General features: G+C 53.7%; 20 protein-coding genes. 14 read left to right on the top strand and 6 right to left on the bottom strand.

Annotated elements, in window-relative coordinates; genetic code table 11:
- Position 1: 1 nt before the first annotated feature.
- Both clpA and gloB read right to left on the bottom strand, forming a co-directional pair.
- Positions 2–2,323 carry an ATP-dependent Clp protease ATP-binding subunit ClpA gene (gene clpA / locus FHS72_RS13670; protein ID WP_183530081.1) on the bottom strand — a complete coding sequence of 774 codons (2,322 nt, stop codon included), beginning with the start codon at positions 2,321–2,323 and terminating at the stop codon, positions 2–4.
- A gap of 175 nt (positions 2,324–2,498) precedes the next feature.
- On the bottom strand, positions 2,499–3,266 hold the full coding sequence (gene gloB, locus FHS72_RS13665) for a hydroxyacylglutathione hydrolase (RefSeq protein WP_183530079.1): 768 nt from the start codon (positions 3,264–3,266) through the stop codon (positions 2,499–2,501).
- Positions 3,267–3,328: 62 nt separating this feature from the next.
- On the opposite strand from gloB, the gene FHS72_RS13660 reads away from it, so the two are divergent.
- The gene (locus FHS72_RS13660) at positions 3,329–4,099 is read left to right on the top strand and encodes a class I SAM-dependent methyltransferase (protein WP_183530077.1); all 771 of its coding nucleotides are present in this window, start codon (positions 3,329–3,331) and stop codon (positions 4,097–4,099) included.
- Here the strand turns inward: FHS72_RS13660 and FHS72_RS13655 are convergent.
- Complete coding sequence (locus FHS72_RS13655) at positions 4,096–4,893, bottom strand: hypothetical protein (protein WP_183530075.1); 798 nt, start codon at positions 4,891–4,893, stop codon at positions 4,096–4,098. The genes FHS72_RS13660 and FHS72_RS13655 overlap by 4 nt on opposite strands.
- 562 nt (positions 4,894–5,455) lie before the next feature.
- Between FHS72_RS13655 and FHS72_RS13650 the strand changes: the two genes are divergently transcribed.
- The 6 genes from FHS72_RS13650 (at position 5,456) to FHS72_RS13625 (ending at position 10,724) form a co-directional block, all read left to right on the top strand.
- Positions 5,456–6,016, top strand: a complete 561-nt coding sequence (locus tag FHS72_RS13650; protein ID WP_183530073.1) for a F0F1 ATP synthase subunit delta — start codon at positions 5,456–5,458, stop codon at positions 6,014–6,016.
- Complete coding sequence (gene atpA / locus FHS72_RS13645) at positions 6,017–7,552, top strand: F0F1 ATP synthase subunit alpha (RefSeq protein ID WP_183530071.1); 1,536 nt, start codon at positions 6,017–6,019, stop codon at positions 7,550–7,552.
- A 26-nt stretch (positions 7,553–7,578) separates the two neighbouring features.
- The gene (locus FHS72_RS13640) at positions 7,579–8,451 is read left to right on the top strand and encodes a F0F1 ATP synthase subunit gamma (protein ID WP_183530069.1); all 873 of its coding nucleotides are present in this window, start codon (positions 7,579–7,581) and stop codon (positions 8,449–8,451) included.
- 110 nt (positions 8,452–8,561) lie between these two features.
- Positions 8,562–8,831 carry a hypothetical protein gene (locus FHS72_RS13635; RefSeq protein ID WP_183530067.1) on the top strand — a complete coding sequence of 90 codons (270 nt, stop codon included), beginning with the start codon at positions 8,562–8,564 and terminating at the stop codon, positions 8,829–8,831.
- A 17-nt stretch (positions 8,832–8,848) separates the two neighbouring features.
- Entirely contained in the window at positions 8,849–10,273 is a 1,425-nt protein-coding gene (atpD, locus tag FHS72_RS13630; RefSeq protein ID WP_183530065.1) for a F0F1 ATP synthase subunit beta, read from the top strand.
- A gap of 25 nt (positions 10,274–10,298) precedes the next feature.
- A complete protein-coding gene (locus FHS72_RS13625; RefSeq protein ID WP_183530063.1) occupies positions 10,299–10,724 on the top strand; it encodes a F0F1 ATP synthase subunit epsilon in 426 nt (141 codons plus the stop codon).
- A gap of 177 nt (positions 10,725–10,901) precedes the next feature.
- Here the strand turns inward: FHS72_RS13625 and FHS72_RS13620 are convergent, their stop codons facing one another.
- From FHS72_RS13620 to trpA, 3 genes are all read right to left on the bottom strand, one after another.
- The gene (locus FHS72_RS13620; protein ID WP_183530061.1) at positions 10,902–11,315 is read right to left on the bottom strand and encodes an HIRAN domain-containing protein; all 414 of its coding nucleotides are present in this window, start codon (positions 11,313–11,315) and stop codon (positions 10,902–10,904) included.
- A gap of 123 nt (positions 11,316–11,438) precedes the next feature.
- Positions 11,439–12,668: a tryptophan synthase subunit beta gene (trpB, locus tag FHS72_RS13615; RefSeq protein WP_183530060.1), complete on the bottom strand. Its 1,230-nt coding sequence runs from the start codon at positions 12,666–12,668 to the stop codon at positions 11,439–11,441.
- Positions 12,669–12,680: 12 nt separating this feature from the next.
- Positions 12,681–13,469 (bottom strand): tryptophan synthase subunit alpha, encoded by a 789-nt coding sequence (gene trpA, locus FHS72_RS13610; RefSeq protein WP_183530058.1) that lies wholly within the window; start codon positions 13,467–13,469, stop codon positions 12,681–12,683.
- A gap of 263 nt (positions 13,470–13,732) precedes the next feature.
- Here trpA and FHS72_RS13605 point away from each other — a divergent pair, with 263 nt between their 5' ends.
- Genes FHS72_RS13605 through FHS72_RS13575 form a run of 7 tightly spaced genes read left to right on the top strand, consistent with a single transcriptional unit; the run spans position 13,733 to position 23,003 of the window.
- Positions 13,733–14,998, top strand: a complete 1,266-nt coding sequence (locus tag FHS72_RS13605; RefSeq protein WP_183530056.1) for a hydroxymethylglutaryl-CoA reductase — start codon at positions 13,733–13,735, stop codon at positions 14,996–14,998.
- Complete coding sequence (locus FHS72_RS13600) at positions 14,995–15,909, top strand: UbiA family prenyltransferase (protein ID WP_183530054.1); 915 nt, start codon at positions 14,995–14,997, stop codon at positions 15,907–15,909. The genes FHS72_RS13605 and FHS72_RS13600 overlap by 4 nt, the downstream gene beginning before the upstream one ends.
- The gene (locus FHS72_RS13595) at positions 15,906–18,326 is read left to right on the top strand and encodes a PEP/pyruvate-binding domain-containing protein (protein ID WP_183530052.1); all 2,421 of its coding nucleotides are present in this window, start codon (positions 15,906–15,908) and stop codon (positions 18,324–18,326) included. The genes FHS72_RS13600 and FHS72_RS13595 overlap by 4 nt, the downstream gene beginning before the upstream one ends.
- On the top strand, positions 18,316–19,419 hold the full coding sequence (locus tag FHS72_RS13590) for a BtaA family protein (RefSeq protein ID WP_183530050.1): 1,104 nt from the start codon (positions 18,316–18,318) through the stop codon (positions 19,417–19,419). The genes FHS72_RS13595 and FHS72_RS13590 overlap by 11 nt, the downstream gene beginning before the upstream one ends.
- Entirely contained in the window at positions 19,416–20,741 is a 1,326-nt protein-coding gene (locus tag FHS72_RS13585) for a hypothetical protein (protein ID WP_183530048.1), read from the top strand. Before FHS72_RS13590 ends, FHS72_RS13585 begins: the two co-directional genes overlap by 4 nt.
- Entirely contained in the window at positions 20,741–21,586 is an 846-nt protein-coding gene (locus FHS72_RS13580; protein ID WP_183530046.1) for a hypothetical protein, read from the top strand. The genes FHS72_RS13585 and FHS72_RS13580 overlap by 1 nt, the downstream gene beginning before the upstream one ends.
- Positions 21,579–23,003, top strand: a complete 1,425-nt coding sequence (locus FHS72_RS13575) for an AMP-binding protein (RefSeq protein WP_183530044.1) — start codon at positions 21,579–21,581, stop codon at positions 23,001–23,003. Before FHS72_RS13580 ends, FHS72_RS13575 begins: the two co-directional genes overlap by 8 nt.
- Positions 23,004–23,043: the final 40 nt, after the last annotated feature.

Genomic DNA, 23,043 nt, shown 5'->3' with positions numbered 1-23,043 from the left:
ATTAATCAGCGGTTAACAATGGCGGACGATCACCGGAGCCTGCGATTTTGCCCTGTTCCGGTTCCATGTATTTCAGGTCCAGTTTGCCGTTTTTCACGCCAACCTTGACCAAACCACCTTTTGTCAGCTTGCCGAAAAGCAATTCTTCGGCGAGCGGCTTCTTGATGTGCTCTTGGATCACACGCGATAGCGGGCGTGCGCCCATTTTCGGGTCATAACCTTTGTCAGCAAGCCAATCAGCGGCAGCGTTGGTCAGTTCGATATGCACGTTCCGGTCGATCAATTGCGCCTCAAGCTGAAGCACAAATTTCTCGACGACACGCAAGATCACAGGTTTCGGCAGAGCGCCGAAGCTGATGATCGCGTCGAGACGGTTCCGGAATTCCGGCGTGAATGTCCGTTCAATCGCGGCGGTATCTTCACCTTCGCGGCTTTCACGGCCAAAGCCCATCGCGTTTTTCGACATTTCGGATGCGCCAGCATTGGACGTCATGATCAGGATCACGTTGCGGAAATCTGTGGTCCGGCCGTTATGGTCGGTCAGTTTCCCGTGGTCCATCACCTGCAACAAAATGTTGTAGACGTCGGGGTGTGCTTTTTCCATCTCGTCGAGCAGCAAAACGCAGTGTGGATTTTGATCCACGCCATCGGTCAGCATGCCGCCTTGGTCAAACCCAACATAGCCCGGAGGCGCACCGATTAGCCGCGAAACAGCGTGTTTTTCCATGTATTCGGACATGTCAAAACGTAGCAATTCTACACCAAGTGTATCGGCAAGCTGTTTGGCGACCTCGGTTTTACCCACACCCGTTGGCCCTGCGAACAGGTAGTTGCCGATTGGTTTTTCAGGCTCGCGCAGACCCGCACGCGCCAGTTTGATTGCGGATGCGAGGGCGGAAATTGCCTCGTCCTGACCAAATACAACACGCTTGAGCGACTTTTCGAGGTCTTTCAGAACCTCTGCGTCGTCTTTTGTGACGTTCTTTGGCGGAATGCGGGCAATCTTAGCGACAACCGCTTCGATTTCCTTGACGCCAATCGTTTTGCGCCGTTTCGATTCCGCGACCAAGTGTTGCGCAGCGCCTGCTTCGTCAATGACGTCGATTGCCTTGTCGGGCAGTTTACGGTCGTTGATATAACGTGCGGCCAGTTCTACGGCGGACCGGATCGCATCGGCGGTGTATTTGATCGAGTGGTGCTCTTCAAAGTGCGGTTTCAGACCACGTAGGATTTTGACCGTGTCTTCCACAGAAGGCTCGTTGACGTCGATCTTTTGGAACCGACGCGCAAGCGCGCGGTCTTTTTCAAAGTGCTGACGGAACTCTTTGTAAGTCGTCGAGCCCATGCAGCGCAGTTTGCCGCCCTGTAAGGCAGGTTTCAGCAAATTCGATGCGTCCATAGCACCGCCGGACGTGGCACCAGCCCCAATGACAGTGTGGATTTCGTCAATGAAAAGAACGGCATCGGGATGGTCTTCCATTTCGGTCATCACGGCTTTGAGCCGTTCTTCGAAATCACCACGGTAGCGTGTGCCTGCCAGCAGAGCGCCCATATCAAGCGAGTAGATTGTCGCTTTGGACAGTACTTCTGGCGTGTCGTTATTGACGATTTTGAATGCAAGACCTTCGGCAATCGCTGTTTTACCAACGCCTGGATCGCCCACCAAAAGTGGGTTGTTTTTGCGGCGACGGCATAGCACTTGGATGCAGCGTTCTACCTCTTGCGAGCGACCGATCAGCGGATCTACGTCACCTTTGGCAGCTTTTGCATTCAAATCGACGCAATATTTGGCCAATGCTGATTTTTCGTCCTCAGCCTCGCCTGCGTCAACGGTTTCCGCGTCAGGCGATCCTGAAATCGGGCGGCTTTCGCCAAATGCAGGGTCTTTTGCGACGCCATGCGCGATAAAGTTTACCGCATCGTAACGTGTCATGTCCTGTTCTTGCAGGAAGTACGCAGCATTGCTTTCGCGTTCAGCAAAGATCGCGACGAGAACATTCGCACCGGTCACTTCGGTACGGCCAGACGATTGCACATGGATCGCGGCACGTTGAATAACGCGTTGGAACGCAGCTGTTGGCACTGCTTCAGACCCATCAACATCAGTGATCAGGTTCGACAGATCATCGTCGATGAAATCTTCGAGGTCTTTCTTCAGCTCATCGAGGTTGACCGCACAAGCCTGCATCACGCGGGCCGCGTCTGGTTCATCAATCAAGGCCAATAAAAGATGTTCAAGCGTCGCCAATTCATGCTTTCGGGCGTTGGCAAGCGCCAAGGCACCGTGAATGGACTGCTCAAGTGTAGTTGAAAAAGATGGCACGTTTGGTGCTCCTTTTAATCGGGGGTCAATCTCGGGTTAGATCAACCGTGGCCTCTTATCCTTAAGGTCTGGTGTCGAAGCCAAACCTTCAAGGTATTTTTTTCGAATATCGCTCACTTTTTGGTATTAAGTGGGATGTTCGTTTCGATTTCGGGGGCAGCTGCCCGGTTTTCGGTCAGAACTTATCTTTGCGCGAACGAATTTCGGCAAAGACGGCGCTGTCGGATGCGGATTGCATCCCGATGGTTGCTTTGAGTGCCGGATCATCAGCACGCAGAAAGGGATTGGTTTGTTTTTCGAGCCCGAGTGTGGACGGGACGGTTGGCTGGTTGGCGGCACGGGCGGTCGTGATCGCCTTGATACGAGACATAAGGTGCGGATTGTCTGGTTCAATAGTGGCTGCGAATTTTGCGTTGCTGGCGGTGTATTCGTGGCCGGAACAAATCACAGTGTCGTCGGGCAGGGCGCGTAGTTTCAGCATGCTTTCCCACATTTGTTCTGGCGTGCCTTCGAACAAGCGTCCGCATCCGAGCGCCATTAGGCTGTCTGCGGTGAACGCATGGCCAAGCGTTGGCATATAGGCTGCGATGTGACCGTTTGTGTGGCCCGACACGTCGATTATCTGCGCTGGTTCGCCACATAATGTAATTGTTTCGCCTTCACTGACAGCTTGGGTCAGGGGCGGTAGACGGTGTTGATCCGCGGCAGCACCAATGATCTGCGCATCATCCGCCAGATCAAGTGCGCTTAGTCCCATGACGTGATCGTCGTGATGGTGCGTTAAAAATACGGTTTTGATCGTCCAACCACGGTCCCGCACAAGTGCATTTATCGGTGCGGCCTCTGGCACATCAACGACAGCAGCCTCACCTGTGTCCGAATTTCCGATCACAAAGGCGTAGTTATCGGACAGGCAAGGCACGGTGATGACGTCGATGGGCATGGTAAAATGCGCTTTCATAGTTATGGTTGCGTTCAGAGTGACCCAAACGACTGGCCCCTGCAATGCATCTCGACGTTCTTGATCTGCGAAACTTTTATTACCGCAGCGCGCTTGGCCGTGGTGCGCAAAAGGTGATCCGCGATCAACTGGTTGCGTGGTGGCCGAACGTAAAGGGGCATACGGTTGCGGGCTTTGGCTTTGCCGTGCCGTTGCTGCGGCCGTTTTTGCCGCAAGCGAGGCGCGTGATTGGATTGATGCCAGGGCCGCAGGGCGTGATGCCTTGGCCTGCGGGTCATCCGAATGTCTCGGTTCTGTGCCACGATACGTTGTGGCCGATTGAAACGGGGGTCGTTGATCGCTTGGTTTTGATGCACGGGCTGGAAACATCCGAAAACCCGACCGCATTGCTAGATGAATGCTGGCGGGTGCTGGGGCCGGGGGGCAGGGCGGTTTTTGTCGTGCCTAACCGTGCAGGTATCTGGTCGCGGTCGGATAATACGCCGTTTGGTTACGGGCGACCTTATTCGATGAGCCAGCTCGAAGCGCAATTGCGCAAGCATCGGTTTGTGACGGAACGGTCGCTGTCGACGCTGTATCAACCGCCATCGTCGAAACGGGTTTGGCGCAAGTTTGCGGGATCGTTCGAGAAGATCGGCCACCATATCCCGATTTTCTCAACAGGTGGTGTGCTGATTATCGAGGTGTCCAAGCAAGTCGCGACACCAACACGACCGGGAATCTCGGATGCGGTGCGGCGCCCGTTGAAAGTTCTCGAAGGGATGACGGCCCCGAAACCAAAGCCCGAGACCGCCAGAACCCGCGAAAGTAGTTAACGAAGCTGGCGTGCCAAGACTAAAACCTCGGCGGCTGACATGCTTTCTTTACCGACTTTATAATTTCGGCCCATCGGGCCGATCCCGATTGTCAGGGTGCAAAGCGTTTTGTTCAGTTTGGCCTCTTTACGAACGCCGTGTGCGTCCATTCCCATCTGAACAGCTGGGATAACGTGGTCCTCGATCGCGCCTTTGATTTCGCTGATGGTGTCGAGAACTTTGTTCCCAAGGCTTTCAGGTCCCGCTGCCCCTGCGATTGCGGTGATTTTGCTGCCGACCAAGTTTACGATCTCACCGGGGGCGTTCAGTACAACCTGACCTTCGTCGTCGGTTTTCGAGAAAAGCGCGCCGTCGTTGAGCGTGACATAGATTGGCATCGCGGAAATCTTTTCGTACCAATTAGAGGATTCGCCTTTGGGCGGGCCGTACATGCGGTCGTGTTCCACATTCACGTCGCCATCGTACATATCGCCGAATTTGGTTGTGAAGCGTGCGCTGCTCGCGCCTAACATTTTACTAATATCGGCCCACGGACCCATGATATGTAGATCGCCGGCGTCTGAGGTCGTCCACATGCGTTCACCGCGTAAGGGCGAGCGCAGCGACATTCCCATCGGGTTTAACTGGTAATATTGGCCAAGTGGTGCGGCTTTGATACCGCCGCGGCTGTTATTCAGACGCATCTGCATCCGGTAAATCTGTGGCCAAGATTCAGGATCAAGATGTGGGACACGTGTGCCAGCCAGTGTGGTTCGCGCCTTTTGCTTCAGCTTGGTTAAAATCGGTGACGTCATACTGGACCCCGTGCCGCTGGGCAGTAGGCCGATCAGTTTTGTGAGCCCCTCGGGGCCAAGTGAGTTCAGGTCGCGGTTCCCATTCTTTGGGTTCAGCTTCGCAATTGCAAAAGTAAGCTCGAGACCGACTTTGCTTCGGCCTTTTGATTTAACAAGGCTTTCAAGTGAATCGTATTGTCTTTGTGAAATGCGCACGACAAAATCCTTCCTAGGGTAATGCGCGAAGCATGCTTTACCTAAGGGCAGTTTGGCAATGGTCATGTCCAAGAATCACAAAACCAATCATTCGAATGCGACGTAGGGTAGGGTGCGACATTTGTGCACAAAATGCCGCATGTTCCTAAACCGTTCCGCATATTGGCGCAAACAAGGGGGAAAGTTTATGGAACAAAGTCGCACTTCGCGATTTTTGTAGCCGCCTGCGCTTGCGACGACATATACCCTCTGCTACATCGCACGAGATTTTGAAGCCTCCGGATCATAGGGGGCCCAACAAGATGCTTATATGTTAACCGCGTTTTTTGTGGTTAGGGTGTAAGCGACAGACATCGGAAGGGTGGACGTGTCCGAAACAGCTGGTATCTCCACAAGCATCGCCGCGCGTTATGCGACGGCTGTGTTTGACCTCGCCAAAGAGGAAAAAGCGCTGAAAGCGCTGGAAGCCGACGTGGCTGCACTGGACGGCGCAATCGCCGACAGCGCAGATTTTCGTACTTTGCTGACCTCCCCGCTTTACAGCCGGGACCAGCAAGAGACGGCAATCACTGCCATCGCCGCAAAAATGAAATTGTCCAAGACAACCAGCAATGTGCTGACACTACTGGCGTCCAAGCGGCGTTTGTTTGTGTTGCCACAATTGACAACTGTCTTGCGCGACCGTTTGGCCGAAGAGCGTGGCGAGGTGACTGCTGAAGTCACGACTGCCAAAGCTCTGTCAAAGGCCCAGATGGAAAAGCTTTCTGCGACTTTGAAAGCACAAGTCGGCAAAGCCGTCACCATTCAAGAGACTGTGGATGAAACAATCATCGGCGGTCTTATTGTTAAAGTGGGCTCGAAAATGATCGATACGTCGATCAAATCCAAGCTCAGCGCACTCCAGAACACTATGAAAGAGGTCGGATAAATGGCGATCCAAGCGTCTGAAATCTCTGCGATCCTTAAGGACCAGATCAAAAACTTCGGTCAGGAAGCCGAAGTGGCCGAAGTGGGCCGCGTACTTTCCGTCGGTGACGGTATTGCGCGTATCTACGGCCTCGACAATGTGCAGGCTGGTGAAATGGTCGAATTCCCCGGTGGTATCCGCGGAATGGCATTGAACCTCGAAGCGGACAACGTTGGTGTTGTTATCTTCGGGTCTGACCGTGACATTAAAGAAGGCGACACAGTCAAGCGTACAAACGCGATTGTGGATGTTCCTGTTGGTGACGAACTGCTCGGTCGCGTTGTTGACGGCCTTGGCAACCCACTGGACGGCAAAGGTCCAATCGCGACAACCAAACGCGCGATTGCAGACTCGAAAGCGCCGGGCATTATCCCACGTAAATCTGTTCACGAACCAATGGCGACTGGCCTGAAGTCCGTTGACTCCATGATCCCAGTTGGCCGTGGTCAGCGCGAATTGATCATTGGTGACCGTCAGACTGGCAAAACAGCGATCGCGCTCGACACGATCCTGAACCAGAAGTCTTACAACGATGCAGCAGCCGACGATTCTGGCAAGCTGTACTGTATCTACGTTGCTATCGGCCAAAAACGGTCCACAGTTGCGCAGTTGGTTAAGAAACTCGAAGAGTCCGGCGCGATTGAATATTCAATCGTTGTTGCGGCGACAGCGTCCGATCCAGCACCGATGCAGTTCCTTGCACCATATGCTGCGACAGCCATGGCAGAGCACTTCCGCGATGCAGGCCGTCACGCTTTGATCATCTATGATGACCTTTCCAAGCAAGCTGTGTCTTACCGTCAAATGTCCTTGCTTCTGCGTCGCCCACCAGGCCGTGAAGCGTACCCAGGCGACGTTTTCTACCTTCACTCCCGTCTGCTTGAGCGTTCATGCAAATTGAACGAAGACAACGGGTCCGGTTCTTTGACGGCGCTGCCGATCATCGAAACCCAAGGTGGCGACGTTTCTGCGTTTATTCCGACAAACGTGATTTCGATCACTGACGGTCAGATCTTCTTGGAAACAGAATTGTTCTACCAAGGTATCCGTCCAGCTGTGAACACAGGTCTGTCCGTTTCCCGTGTTGGTTCGTCCGCACAGACAAAAGCGATGGCATCTGTTGCTGGTCCGGTTAAGCTTTCTTTGGCTCAGTATCGTGAAATGGCTGCATTCGCGCAGTTCGGTTCCGATCTTGATGCGGCCACTCAGCAGTTGCTGGCCCGTGGTGCGCGTTTGACTGAGATCATGAAGCAGCCACAGTATTCCCCACTGACAAACGCAGAAATCGTCTGTGTCATCTTTGCGGGTACAAACGGCTACCTCGATAAAGTTGACGTGAAGCAAGTGGGTCGTTTTGAGGCAGAAATGCTCAAGCACCTGCGCGCAAACAATGCTGATTTGTTGAAAGACATCACCGAAAATGACCGTAAGGTTAAAGGTGAGCTGGCTGACAAAATCAAAGCAGCGCTGGACGCATTCGCAAAAGACTTCGCTTAATCGTCTTAGGATAAGGAGAACTAGCTTTGCCTAATCTCAAGGACCTTAAAAATCGGATCGCGTCGGTCAAATCGACCCGCAAGATCACCAAGGCGATGCAATTGGTCGCGGCTGCAAAATTGCGCCGCGCCCAAGACGCAGCTGAGGCGTCCCGCCCCTACACAGAGCGTTTCAACGCTGTGATGGCAGGGTTGGCGTCTGGTGCAGCAGGGTCCCCCTCTGCGCCAAAGCTGTTGTCGGGCACCGGTTCGGACAACGTACATCTGTTGGTCGTGATGACCGCAGAACGTGGTTTGTGCGGTGGCTTTAACGGCAACATCGCGAAACTCGCTAAAACGCACGCCGCCAAACTGCTGGCAGCGGGCAAAACAGTCAAAATCGTGACTGTTGGTAAAAAAGGCCGTGATGCGATGAAACGTGATCTGGGCGATCACTTTGTTGGGCACGTTGACCTGACCGAAGTGAAACGCGTGGGTTACGTGGATGCGCAGAACATCGCAAAAGACGTGTTGGCGCGTTTCGACGGCGGCGAATTCGACGTTGCGACGATCTTCTTTGCACGCTTTGAAAACGTTGTGACACAGCACCCGACAGCTTTGCAGGTTATCCCCGCACAGTTCGAAGCGGACGAAAGCGCAGAAGCGCCTTTGTACGATTATGAACCGTCCGAGGAAGAAATTCTGGCTGATCTGTTGCCACGCGGTGTTGCGACGCAGATCTTTGCAGCGCTTCTCGAAAATGCCGCCTCTGAGCAGGGTGCGCGTATGTCCGCAATGGACAACGCCACACGCAACGCTGGCGAAATGATCGATGACCTGACTATCGTCTATAACCGGTCGCGTCAGGCTGTGATTACCAACGAGCTGATCGAAATCATTTCGGGGGCTGAAGCACTATAATACTTTGGGCAATCTTATCGGTCCTCATTCTTTGGGGACTTTGGCTGTATCTTAAGCCATCGAGAAGAGCGCGAGAGATTGAAGAAACAAAAGGCGCGGCGCCGCGCAATGTGACTGACAGAGACAAGGCCTATGTCCTCGAACTGTTTGAACGCTTTGGCACCGACCCTTTCTTTCTCTGGCAGTTCAAAGAGGTCAGTCTGGCCAAACGAATAGCAGACCGGTTTGAAGTTAAATCGGATCGCTTGGACAACGCAGACATGATCGGCAACAGACTAAGACGGCACGGGTTCCTTGCGGCCCTCAGGCCCGGAAAATATCAACTCACCGCGCAAGCGGCGATTTTAGCAAAAGACCTTGCGGGCCCGCCTCGCACTTGAAGAACCGGAGAAACGATATGGCAAACGCAAAAGGCAAAATCACCCAGGTGATTGGCGCCGTTGTAGACGTTAAGTTCGAAGATCACCTGCCGGAGATCTTGAACGCGATTAAAACCGACAATAACGGTAAGGAACTGGTTCTGGAAGTAGCCCAGCACCTTGGCGAAAACACTGTTCGCGCAATTGCGATGGACTCCACCGAAGGCCTCGTTCGTGGGCAAGACGTGACTGACACTGACGGCCCGATCACGGTGCCAGTTGGTGAAGCCACACTTGGTCGCATCATGAACGTGATCGGTGAACCGATCGACGAACGTGGCCCGATTGGCGAAAAAGAGCGTCGCTCTATCCACGCTGATGCGCCGCCTTTCGAAGCGCAGTCCACAGCATCCGAAGTGCTGGTAACAGGAATCAAAGTGATCGACCTTTTGGCACCATACGCCAAAGGTGGTAAAATTGGTCTGTTCGGTGGTGCCGGTGTTGGTAAAACAGTTCTTATCCAAGAATTGATCAACAACATTGCGAAAGTGCACTCTGGTTATTCCGTTTTTGCGGGTGTGGGCGAGCGGACTCGTGAAGGTAACGACCTTTACTACGAATTCATCGAATCCGATGTTATCAACCTTGAAGACCTCACAAAGTCCAAAGTGGCCTTGGTTTACGGTCAGATGAACGAGCCTCCAGGTGCGCGTATGCGTGTTGCTTTGTCAGGTCTGACAATGGCTGAAGCATTCCGCGACCAATCCGGGACTGACGTTCTGTTCTTCGTGGACAACATCTTCCGGTTTACACAGGCTGGTTCCGAGGTGTCCGCGCTTTTGGGTCGTATCCCGTCCGCTGTTGGCTACCAGCCAACTCTGGCGACAGATATGGGCCAGATGCAGGAACGCATTACATCCACTAAGAACGGCTCTATTACATCCGTTCAGGCGATCTACGTGCCTGCGGATGACTTGACCGACCCTGCGCCTGCGACATCCTTTGCTCACCTTGATGCGACAACGGTTCTGAACCGTGCGATCTCTGAAAAAGGTATCTATCCTGCGGTTGACCCGCTCGACTCCACATCCCGTCTGCTTGACCCACAAATCGTTGGCGAAGAGCACTACGCAGTGGCAGCCGATGTGCAGCAGATGTTGCAGCGGTATAAATCGCTTCAGGATATCATCGCGATTTTGGGCATGGACGAATTGTCAGAAGAAGACAAATTGACCGTTTCCCGTGCGCGTAAAGTAGAGCGTTTCTTGTCCCAACCATTTGACGTTGCCAAAGTCTTTACAGGCTCTGACGGTGTTCAGGTTCCACTGGAAGACACAATCGCGTCGTTCAAAGCGGTTGTTGCTGGTGAATACGATCACCTGCCAGAAGGTGCGTTCTATATGGTTGGTGGCATCGAAGAAGTGAAAGCCAAAGCCGAGAAAATGGCCGCAGACGCGGCTTAAGTCGAAGCAAAAGGAGGCCTGACAAATGGCAAACCTACAATTCGATCTTGTCTCACCAGAGCGCCGTTTGGCGTCCCTTGAAGCATCCGCGGTGCAAATCCCGGGCGCTGACGGCGACCTGACGGCAATGGCTGACCACGCGCCCACAATCACGACACTGCGCCCTGGCGTTTTGTCGGTGACACACAGCGGCGGCGTTGATGACTATATCGTCATCGGCGGTTTTGCTGAGATCACACAGACAGGCGTGTCTGTTTTGGCAGAGCGTGCTTTGCCAAAAGCAGAGGTCACACAAGAGATGTACGACGGCCTGATGGCAGAGGCAAAAGAAGCCCATGCCACGGCGCAAGAGATCTTTAAAAACGAGCCAGGCCCCGTCGACGACGCGGCCAAGTTGATCTCAGACATGGTTGCAATCGGGGGCCACATCGGCCTGACAGCTAGCAACTAAGTGAGCGGTTATTGGAATTAAGAAAGGCCTCGCAGTGATGCGGGGCCTTTTTAAATTGATCAGGAATGGTGGGGCTCAATAATACCTTGGAGTTGAGCGGCCAGTGCTAAGTTTGAGTTGCTGATCGGATTGCACTTTTAGTAGTCGCATCTGCCAATTGGTAAATCTCCTAGTGCTCTATTTCTGCCAGCCGTTGGCTTTACGCTCCGGAGCGCTAGGCATTTGTGGAAGGATATCAATCGATATCGCTCCGGATTCGCCTACGTATCCGTCTTTGAATAGCGCTCGGATTGGCATGTCAGCTTCAAATTTTTCATTCAATGCGAGTGCAGTCTCACGAGCAATGTAGCCGACGAGGTTTCTGCCATGTAGAACTTCGATTGCATTTGAGTCATGGGCGTTGGTTGGATCTCGCCGTAATGTAAGCACTACGTCTTTCTTACATTGCAGTGCTGTACGTTCTGCATGAGTCCGATAGGATGTCACGCCGACTACGCGCGTATAGCCGCAGACATTCCAGCCAACCCATTTCTCAGCGGCGAAATCATTGCTTTTCTTAGATTTAAGCTTCGAAAAAAATCTTCCAAACATATGTATCGCACCTTACCAATTGAAATGTTCGCAAATGCGGTAAATTTGCCGTTTTTAAGTGGTGTTGTAAATAAAAAGGCCCCGCTTTCGCAGGGCCTTACGGTAATTCAAGAATGAATTGGTTTAAGCGAAATCGCCCATCTCAAACCCAAGCGCCTTCGCCACCGTAAAGATATCCTTATCCCCACGCCCACACATGTTCATGATGATCAGGTGATCCTTTGGCAAGGTCGGCGCGATTTTGATGACATGCGCCAGCGCGTGGGATGGTTCTAGCGCGGGGATGATGCCTTCCATGTCGCAGCACAGTTGGAACGCTTCTAGCGCCTCAACGTCCGTGATCGACACGTATTGCGCGCGGCCAATCTCGTGCAGCCAAGCGTGTTCCGGCCCGATGCCCGGATAGTCGAGACCCGCCGAGATCGAGAACCCTTCTAGGATCTGTCCATCGTCGTCTTGCAACAAATACGTCCGGTTCCCGTGCAGCACGCCGGGGCGGCCGCCAGTCAGGGACGCGCAATGTTCCATCTTGGCGTTCACGCCTTTACCGCCAGCCTCAACGCCGATGATGTTCACGTCTTTGTCGTCAAGGAACGGGAAAAACAGGCCCATCGCGTTTGATCCGCCACCAATCGCAGCGATCAGCGTGTCGGGCAGGCGGCCTTCTGCAGCCATCATTTGCTCTTTAGCTTCCTTGCCGATGATCGACTGGAAATCGCGAACCATGGCGGGGTAGGGGTGCGGCCCCGCGACCGTGCCGATGCAATAGAACGTGTCGTCCACATTGGTCACCCAGTCACGCAGCGCATCGTTCATCGCATCTTTCAACGTACCTCGACCAGAGGTCACAGGGATGACTTCAGCGCCCAGCAGTTTCATGCGGAACACGTTAGGGGCCTGACGTTCAACGTCATGCGCACCCATGTAAACCACGCATTTTAAACCGAATTTCGCGCAAACAGTGGCCGTCGCAACACCGTGCTGACCAGCGCCAGTTTCCGCAATAATGCGGGTCTTGCCCATGCGCCGTGCGAGAATAATCTGGCCGAGCACGTTGTTAATCTTGTGGGCACCGGTGTGGTTCAACTCGTCGCGTTTCAGATAAATCTTGGCACCGCCAAGTTTCTCGGTCAGCCGTTCCGCATGATACAGCGGCGACGGGCGGCCCACATAATGGGTCCACAGATCGTGCATTTCGGCCCAGAACGTTTCGTCCGTTTTGGCGTGTTCGTATTGTTCCTCCAGCGCGAGGATCAGCGGCATCAGTGTTTCCGACACAAACCGACCACCAAAATCGCCAAAGCGGCCATTTTCGTCAGGGCCAGTCATGAAGCTGTTGAAAAGATCATTCATTGTAGCAATCCTTTAGCTATGGGCCGCGTCAGCGAGGGTTTTCACGAAAGCGAGAACGTCAGCAGGCGCATCGCCACGCCCAATCCGTTCAACGATAGCAGAGCCAACCACGACGCCGTCACCCAGATCCGCAAATGTCTTGGCCGCCTCTGGTGTCTTGACGCCAAAGCCGATGACGACAGGTAAATCAGTGGCTTGCTTGATGCGGGTGACCTCGGGCGCGACTGCGTTGACCTGTGCCGTCGCGGTCCCTGTGATGCCGTTCATCGACACGTAATAGATGAAACCAGAGGTGTTTTCGATCACCTTTGGCAGGCGTTTTGCATCCGTCGTTGGGGTCGCGAGACGGATAAAGTTAATACCGACTTCTTTGGCCGGAAGGCACAATTCTGCGTCCTCCTCGGGCGGTAAATCAACGATGATCAACCCGTCAACGCCTGCATCGACAGCGGCGGTTAGGAATTTATCAACACCCATTGAGTAGATCGGGTTGTAATAGCCCATGATGACGATGGGCGTCGTGGTATCATCTTCGCGGAAGGTCTTCGCCATTGCGAGCGTTTTCTTGAGCGTTTGACCTGCGTCCAGCGCGCGTTGCCCAGCGAGTTGGATCGTTTGGCCGTCGGCGACGGGATCGGTAAAGGGCAAGCCCAACTCGATCACGTCCACGCCAGCGGCGGGCAGGCCACGCATGACCTCAAGCGAGGTGTCATAATCGGTGTCGCCTGCCATGATGTAAGTCACAAAGGCTTTTTTTCCAGCGGCTTGCAGCGTCGCGAATTTGTCATCAATACGGGTCATCATGCCCTCCCTGTCAGTGCGATCGTTTGGCAGAGACCGTTCAATGGCCTGTCTGCCGTCACTGTTGTCGCGGATGTCCATAACCACTTGAAGCGGGGCCAGCGCATTGTCAAGAAAATGGCGGGCATGAACATACAACTGGGCCTCAGGTTCACATTGGGTGCACAGAAACACAGCCGCGCCGCCATGATGGTCGATAATGAAACTATGCTTAGACATCAGGCGCTAAGTCACTAAACTGTCTCGAAAATATGGAGTCTGCGGTGACAATTCCAAAACACGTCAGAACAATGCTGCAGTCGATCCGTGACAAGTTCGCATTGGAACCGCTGCAGGACCGGATGCTGCCGAACGATAGCGATTTCACGACGCTACGACCGGTTCGCAAAGCCAGCGCGGGTTCGATCGCAAAATATTGGGCGCGGTTAATGTCCGCCAGCACGGCCTCTGAAGAAGATCGCGTGGCGTTGACCGATGACGTCACCAATCCAGAGGTGTTCAATGGCAACATCGAAAACTTCATCGGGACGGTTAAAGTTCCGGTTGGGATCATCGGTCCATTGCGGATCAACGGATTACACGCCCATGGCGACTATCACGTGCCAATGGCGACGACCGAAGCGGCCCTCGTCGCGTCCTATGCGCGGGGCGCTTATGCGGCGAGCAAAGCAGGCGGTATCAGCACGGCGATGCTTTACGAAGGCGTTATTCGCACCCCTGCGTTTGTCCTCGAATCCTTGCTGGACGCGGGACGGTTTGTGGAGTGGATCGTGTCGCATGTTGATCGTTTGGAAAAAGCAGCAGAGGCGACTACCGGATATGGTAAGTTGATTTCTGTTGAGCCTATGATCGACAACAATGTGGTATTTTTAGTCTGCCGCTATACGACAGGTGACGCAGCTGGCCAGAATATGGTCACGATTGCCACAGATGCGCTGTGCCGTGAAATAGCCGGGGAATGCACGGTCCCGATCCAAAATTGGTACATCGAAGGCAACTTTTCCGGCGATAAAAAGGCGTCGTTCCTCGGGCTTGTCACAGGGCGCGGACGTAAGGTTAGCGCGTCCGTCACATTACCCGCCGCTGTGGTCGAACGCACGCTGGGCACGACGGTTTCTGACATGTTGGCTTACGGCCAAGTCGCCAACCTTGGGTCGCATTTATCGGGTCAATTGGGCGCGCAGGCCCATTTCGCCAACGGGCTTGCCGCTGTTTACATCGCGACCGGACAGGATGCGGCTTGCGTCGCGGAAAGCGCGATGGGCATCACGCGGATGGAAGCGCGAGGCGAAGATTTGTTTTGTAGCGTCACGATGCCGAACATATTGGTCGGCTCCGTTGGTGGCGGTACCGGTTTACCTAGCCAATCGGCTGGCCTGAATATTTTGGGCCTGAAGGGCGAAGGAAAGGCCGCGGCACTTGCCGAAGTCGTCGCAGCGACGTGTCTGTGTGGCGAAATCTCGATTGTTGCGGCCATCGCAGCAGGTGATTTCACGCGGGCGCACGAAAAATTGGCGCGTCATCGATGACTGTATCACGCGCATCTCGAATCTGGACGTATCAATCTGAACGTTTTCCACTGAAAAAGACCGCCCCGCTATTGGCTGTCTTTTCGGCGGCCAGCATTTGCGCGTCTGCCACATTAAGCGGCCGAGATATTCCCAGTATCGATGCGTTTATCACCGGATTTATCGTGGCCATGGCATTGTTTTTCCAGGTGCGGGTGTGTGACGAAATTAAAGACTACGACGACGATCTCAATTTTCGACCGGAACGACCAATTCCGCGTGGGCTGGTGTCGCTGCAGGGCGTCGTGCGTTTTGGACTACTGACGATACCGCCTGCGATCATCGCCGTCTGGGCATGGCATGCACCCGTCTTGTGGCTGCTTTTTCTTGTCTGGCTATGGTTAACGGCGATGACGTTTGAGTTCGGTGTACCCGCACTCCTTAAGGCCCGTCCGGTGCTGTACTTAGCAAGCCACATGGCGATCATGCCATTGATTGACTTGCTGCTGACGGGGATCGAATGGGTGCCAGGCGGTGGCGCATCGCCACATCTCTGGATGTTCATTGCGCTATCATTCGTCAACGGGTGCGTATTGGAAATCGGCCGAAAGTTATGGGCACCAGAGAATGAAATCACGGGCGTCGAAACCTATTCGGGGCTTTGGGGGGTACGCAAAGCCAGCCTGATTTGGATGCTGTGTTTAGTGGTGTCATTCGGCCTATTGTGTGGGATCGGCGCTGTGACGCGGACGCTTTGGATTGTAGGACCGCTTGGGTTGATCGCAGGAGCGGTCTGCATCCTACGTGTGCTGCATTACCGCAGCCACCCTACACCAAAGGCACAAGCCGACATGGATACGATTGCCGGACTTTGGGTATTTGTATGTTACGCTATCGCAGGTTTTGTGCCTGTTGTTTTGAGGGCTTTATGAGTTATATTATTTCACAAGATCAATGTGTTGATGCCGATATGGTGGGCGGAAAAGCGGCGTCACTTAACGCGCTATCTCGCGGCGGGTTTGAGCCGCCAGCGTTTTTCGTGATTACCTCGAATGCGTTCCAAGACGGGACGCCAGTTCCGGAATTAGAGGCGGAGCTCAGTGCGGCTTTGGCAGCGCTTGGTGCTGGTCCTTTCGCTGTACGTAGTTCCGGCAGGGCTGAAGACGGCAATGCGCATAGCCACGCGGGGCAATTCGACACTGTGCTAAATGTGGCCGCAGCAGACGTGATCGTCGCCGCGCAACAGGTTTGGAAATCGGGTTTCTCCAACACAATCACAACGTATCTCGCGGCCACATCAGGCGAAGCACCTGAGGCGCCAGCGATCATCGTTCAGCGGATGATTGACGCGGTTGCGGCAGGGGTCGCATTCTCTGCCGATCCTGTAAGTGGGTTGCGGGAACGTGTCGTGATCTCTGCGGTTGCAGGGCTGGGCGAGGCTCTTGTTGCGGGCGAAGTTGATGGCGAAGATTGGTTAATTGATGGGGGTAATAACGTTGTGAACCGCCCAACATCAAAGGTCTTGACCGAGGTCCAAGCACAAGCGATTGCCACACTTGCCCGTCGTGCTGAAGTTGCGTTTGAACACCCGCAGGACATCGAGTGGGCGATAGATGAGGCGGGTTTGCACATCCTACAATCTCGGCCGATCACGACCGCATTGTTGCCGAAACCCATGCCCGACACGGCGCTGACGATCTTTGACAATTCAAATATCGTCGAAAGCTATCCGGGCATGGTCAGTCCGTTAACCTATTCGTTCGCGGTCCATGTTTACGACCGCGTTTACCGCGCATTCGTGGACCTTTTGGGCGTACCCGAAACCACAATCCACGCCAACACAGCCGTGTTCGCCAACATGCTGGGGCGCGTCGATGGGCGCGTCTACTATAACCTTGCGAATTGGTATCGCGCGTTGGCGTTGTTACCAGGTTTTTCGTTAAATCGGGCCTACATGGAAACCATGATGGGCGTGTCAGAGCCATTGCCGACAGAGATCACAGACGCGATCGGACCGCCGCCTGCAACAGGCGTGGCGCGCGTTACCGAATATTTGAAACTCGCACGGGTCGCTGGTGGTCTTTTGTGGCAGGCAGCGCGTTTGCCCTCGACACGGCGTCGCTTTTACGACCGGTTAAATGCAACCTTGGATACTGATCTTGACGTCAACACTGCCACACCGACGGCGCTTGCTAAACAATATAGGCAGATTGAAAGTACACTTTTAGATCAATGGGATGCGCCATTAGTTAACGACTTTTTCTGCATGATCGCGTTTGGCGCGTCTCGGAATTTGATGCAGAATTGGTTGGGTGATCCGGGGTTGCTGCTGCACAACGATGTGATGATTGGGCAGGGTGACATCGTTTCGGCAGAGCCCGCGCAACGCATTGCAAAAATGGGCGCGATGGCGCGAAAACTTGGGGTGACCGATCTTGATCAACTGATGCGTCACCCTGAGATAGCTCTAGAAATCGACGCCTATCTGGCGAAATTTGGTGATAGATGCACCGAAGAGTTGAAGCTGGAAAGCATCCCGTTAACCGATGATCCGACATCGCTTTTGATCGCGATTGTGGCACAGGCAGCGCAGCCTGAAAGGCCATATGGATCTGCGAAGACACCCGACTGGGACACGTTATTTGCAGGTAGGCCGGTGAAACGTGCGGTTGCTAAATGGGTAATTGGTTGGACAAAGGCGCGGGTCCGCGATCGCGAGAACTTGCGTTTTGAGCGAACACGAATTTTCGGTTACGCGCGGCGGGTTTTTCTGGCTTTGGGGCGCGAATTTTCCACGCGCGGATTGATCGCAAACCAGCGCGATATATTCCTGCTGACAAAAGATGAAATTCTCGGCGCGGTCGAGGGTTCGGGCGTTTCTCATGATCTGAAAGCCATTATCGCCATGCGCAAAACTGAAGACGATGCCGCGGTGCTTCGTCCTGATCCGCCTGAACGTATTGCGCTGCGCGGCCCCGCGATTGCGCCTCATTGGCACATCGGAGAAGTCACTGAAACCAATGCGGAAATGTCACAAAGTGGAACGGGTTGTGCGGCTGGCACCGTCACCGCCACAGCGCGGGTGATCCGTGATCCGCGCAGCCAAAGTCTGGCGCCCGGCGAAATTCTAATTGCGCGCCACACTGATCCTGGTTGGATCGCGGTGTTCTCGCAGGCGTCTGCTATCGTCGTCGAGCGGGGATCGTTGCTATCTCATTCTGCGATTGTTGCGCGTGAGCTTGGAATTCCGTGCGTCGTTGGTCTAAAGGATGCGACCGACTGGATTGCTGATGGTCAACTGATCACGGTTAATGGCGCGACGGGTAAGGTTGAAAAGCATGACGAATAGCTCTGAAATTGCTGGCAAAGCGGCATTCGACCACATCCGATACGCGCAATTATGGGAAGATGCTGACGTGTTAACCACGGCGCTTGGCCCCTGTGCAGGCGGTACTTTGGTGTCGATCTGTTCGGCTGGAGACAACGCGTTAGCCATGTTGACGCTCGATCCTGCCAAAGTTGTCGTCGTTGATTTATCACCAGCACAAATTGCCTGTTTGCATTTGCGAATTGGGGCGTTTCGTCACCTCACGCATCCTGAGTTTCTGGAATTGATGGGCGCACGACCAAGCACACAGCGATCCGAATTGTTAACCAAAGCCATTGTCGACCTAACGCCTGAATTACAGCAGTTTTGGCGCGATTTGGACGAAGAGGTTAACCTTTATGGCGCGGGCGGCGTCGGTAAATTTGAACGCTACTTTCGCATTTTTCGCACAAAGCTGCTGCCCTTTGTTCACTCCCGCCGCACTCTAGACGATACGTTTATCTCGCGTTCCCAGCCAGAACGACAGGTGTTTCTCGACACGCGGTTCAATACTTGGCGTTGGAAAATTCTGCTTAATGTGTTTTTTTCACGTTTCGTGATGGGACGAATGGGACGGGACAAGGCGTTTTTCGACCATGTTGACGGAAGCCCGGCGCAGCATGTCGCACGTCGTATTCATCATGCCGCGGTGGCCTGTGATCCTGCTGATAACCCTTATTTACATTGGATTCTTAAAGGGACACATGGTGATGCCTTGCCTATGACATGGCGCGCCGAATACTTTGAAACGATCAAATCGCGGCTTGATCGGCTGGATATTCGGCCCGGTTCGCTAGAGGCGTTTGTCTCGACTGGCGAAAAGGCGGATGGTTTTAATCTTTCGGACATTTTTGAATACATGTCACCGGACGTGTTCGCGCAGGTCTATGAAAGCATTCTTGAAGCCTCGGCGCCAAATGCCCGTTTGGTTTATTGGAATATGATGGCGCCGCGCCGCGTGCCGCAACACCTGCAGCATCGTGTCCAAACATTAACAGATGTCGAGAACGCTCAAAAATCGAAAGATAAAGCGTTTTTCTATTCTGATTTTGTCGTGGAAGAAGTTATTTCGTGACGATTGCGCTGCAAATTTTCTTGGCCTTTGGGTCGGTAGTTGTCCTGTTAGGGTTAATGACAGTCGTGCAACGCGTTGCCCGCAAACACAGTATCAGCGCAGAACTGCAGCGCAAACTCGTCCACATAGGCACCGGATTATACGCACTGACGTTACCATGGCTTTTCCCAGATCGCTGGCCAGTCTACATGCTCGTCGGGTTAACCTTGTTGGTCATGCTGGTCTTACGCTTGCCCAAGGTGTCATCAACGGGAATTGGATCGACATTACATGGAGTCGACCGACAATCTTACGGCGACATGTTCTTGGCGATTGCAGTTGGACTTTGTCTGTTTTTGGCGGACGATCAGCTATATCTTTACGTTCTTCCGATTGCGGTTTTGACCTTGGCAGATGCGGCGGCGGCACTGGCTGGCACAACTTATGGCAGCAGGTTTTTCAAGGTTGAAGACGGGCAGAAAAGCCTCGAAGGGTGCGTCGTTTTCTTCGCGGTGACACTCGTACTGTCGATGCTTTGCTTAATGGTGATGACGACTTTCGATCCAGTAAACATAATTCTGTTGTCGTTGATGGTCGCGGGGTTTGGCACTTTGGTCGAGGCCGTCAGTTGGCGCGGCTTTGATAACTTGTTCTTACCATTGGGAATTTTGGTATTTCTTGCCAGTCACGGTGGTCGCGAGGTTCAAGACTTGGTCGCACTTGCAGCATTGTTTGCGGCTACGTTGATCGGGTTCCGGACAATTTCACCGATTATCGGGTTAACAAATCACGCGGGTCGGGTTTATGTCACCACCGTCTTTTTGCTTTTAGCGGTAACATCATTCCATAACGCGATGTTGCCCATATCCGTATTTCTCGCGCACGCTTGGAGCCGGACAATCAACCCCGGCGATAGCGCATTTCCTGACCTAGATATCGTCGCGGGCGTCGTTTTGTTAAGCTTGTTCTGGCTCACACTTGGTAATGCGACGGGTTGGAATGCAGTCTCGTTTTACGGGATAACGGCGATGGGTCTGTCGATGGGGTTTTGCGGAATTGCGCTCGGGGTCAAACCGCTGCCCGCGCGTATTTTGGGGGCTATCGGCGTCATTCTCGGCTTATGTTTACTACGATATATCAGTTTGAACTTGAATGATGGTGTGCGAAATTGGAGCGGCCCGATGTGGAGTGTCGCTTTCATTAACTTGTCCCTAATTTCGATGACGACCCTGACAGCCCCACATCTATTCAGGCGTTTTCGCGTAACAAAATTGATCGCGATGTCACTCCTTACCCCGCTAGCAAGCTATTGTATTTCAACAAACTTTGAAGGGTTGTTGTGATGACCCAGACGCATTTCAAATTGGATGACGCAAAAGTCACGGTCTATCTCGATGCGCCAAATTGGTCCCAAGACACGGCAGCAGCTCTTGGTCAGTTTTCGTGCAAAAGCTTTGACGCTGGAACCGCTGTTATAGGGCAAGCCATTGATTTTGTGAAAACTAAAGGCATCAAAGGGATCATCGGCCCAATGGATGGCGACACATGGCATGGCTACCGCTTTGTGACCGAGACCGACGGCAGCCCCGCATTCATGCTTGAGCCGAGCAACACAAACGTTGCAACCGACGTTTTTAGACATGCAGGGTTTACGCCGATCAGCCGATACTTTTCGGCGCGGGTTCCGTTGACCGAAACCGGACAATTTGTGCCGCCAGACAGCCCGAATTTAAGAATTGAGACGTGGGATGGCGCTAACCCGGAGGGGTTGTTCAAGCAGGTCTATGACCTGTCGGTCGCCGCTTTTCAAAAGAATGCGTTCTTCAAACCCATTTCTTTTAATGACTTTTTAAAGATGTATATGCCCATCGTGCCGCTATTGAAAAAGGAACTCGTCTTCTTTGCGCGAACGACTGACGGCAAATTGGCGGGTTTCTTGTTTGCGATCCCGAACTACAACGATGGCCCTACGTCCAAGACCGCGATCCTCAAGACCTACGCGAGCTTGCAAAAAGGCGCGGGCCAATTGTTAGCCTACGCATTTCACACGACCGCGCGCGAATTGGGTTACGAGACCGCGATTCACGCCTTGATCCATGATGACAACCTTTCTGCACTTCGAAGCGCGGCTGAGGGTGCCGAGATTTTCCGCAGATATGCGTTGTTTGGATTGAAATTGGATGGCTGATCTTCTCAGTCAGTTTGCGCAGACTGTTGCTCGGTTTCCTGATCAAGCAGCGATTGTGAATCCGAACGGGGAAACGATCAGCTTTGCCACACTGCAGGCGCGGGCGAATGGTCTTGCGGCGACATGGTCGCGAGCGGGGGTGGCGCGCGGTGACCGTGTGTTGCTGGCGATGGGGATCAGCAGCGATCTTTACGCCAGTCTGGCGGCGCTTTGGTCGCTTGGCGCAACCGTCGTTTTGCCGGAGCCTGCATTGGGTTTGGCTGGATTACGTCATGCGGTGAAAACCACCAACGTAAGTTCGTTTTGTGCAACTGGTGCGTTTCGGGCATTGAAGCTGGTCGTTCCCGAGTTGTGGCTAAAACCGCGTTTAAAGATGGTTGAGAGTAAGCAAATCGGTGACCTTCGCCGAACTGATCTGGATGATATCGCATTGATTTCATTCACCTCTGGCACGACAGGTGCGCCCAAAGCGATCCCGCGTAGTCACGCGTTTCTCATGGCGCAGCACAACGCGGTCGCGCCATTGCTGGACAGTGCGCAACCTGAACGTGACCTTGTCGCATTCCCCGTGTTCGCTTTGATCAATTTGGCGAGCGGGCGCACGTCAGTGCTTCCGAACTGGAAAATGTCGCGCATCGCGAAATTGCCCGCAGCACAACTTGCCAAATGGATCACCGATCAGGGTGTTACTCGCGCGTTGCTGCCGCCTGCGTTGTGTCAAACGCTCGCTCAGACAGAAGCGTTAACCAGCCTCAAACAGGTTTTCACCGGCGGCGGGCCGATTTTCCCCGATATGTTGGTCGCAATGCAAGACACGCATCCGACCTTAAATGTGACCTGTGTTTATGGATCGACCGAGGCAGAGCCTATCGCGCATCTAGACGCCGACGACATTTCACAATCGGATTTTGATGCGATGCGGGACGGGCAGGGGCTATTGGTGGGGCGGGCGACGCCAACAACCCGTGTGTGTATTGTGGACCACGAAATCCAAGTCACGGGCGATCATGTCAATCGCGGCTATCTCGACCCGACACATGATGCCGACAATAAGGTTAACCATGATGGCATTATCTGGCACCGGACCGGCGACGCTGGACGATTAGACGAGGAAAACCGCCTCTGGTTGCTGGGGCGCGTCGGGACTGAGGTAAACCTTAACGGGCAGCGTACTTATCCGTTCTCAATCGAGGTCGCCGTGCGTCAGTGGTCCGGCGTGACGTCTTGCGCATTTGTGAGCTTGAAAAATGATCCGTTACTCGTGATTGCGGGGGATATCGCGATGCAAAATCAATGGAAAACCAACGCCGCAGCGCTGGGAATCACACAGGTACGCCACGTCCCTGCTATCCCGATGGACAAACGACATGCTTCAAAGGTGGATAGAATTGCGCTCTTGCGGCAACTGGGTGGATGATTGACGCCTATGTTTGCTTGATCAGACATTGCCGCCAGTG

Source organism: Yoonia ponticola (assembly GCF_014199395.1).
GTDB lineage: Bacteria > Pseudomonadota > Alphaproteobacteria > Rhodobacterales > Rhodobacteraceae > Yoonia > Yoonia ponticola.
This window is presented reverse-complemented; position numbering and strand designations above follow the sequence as displayed.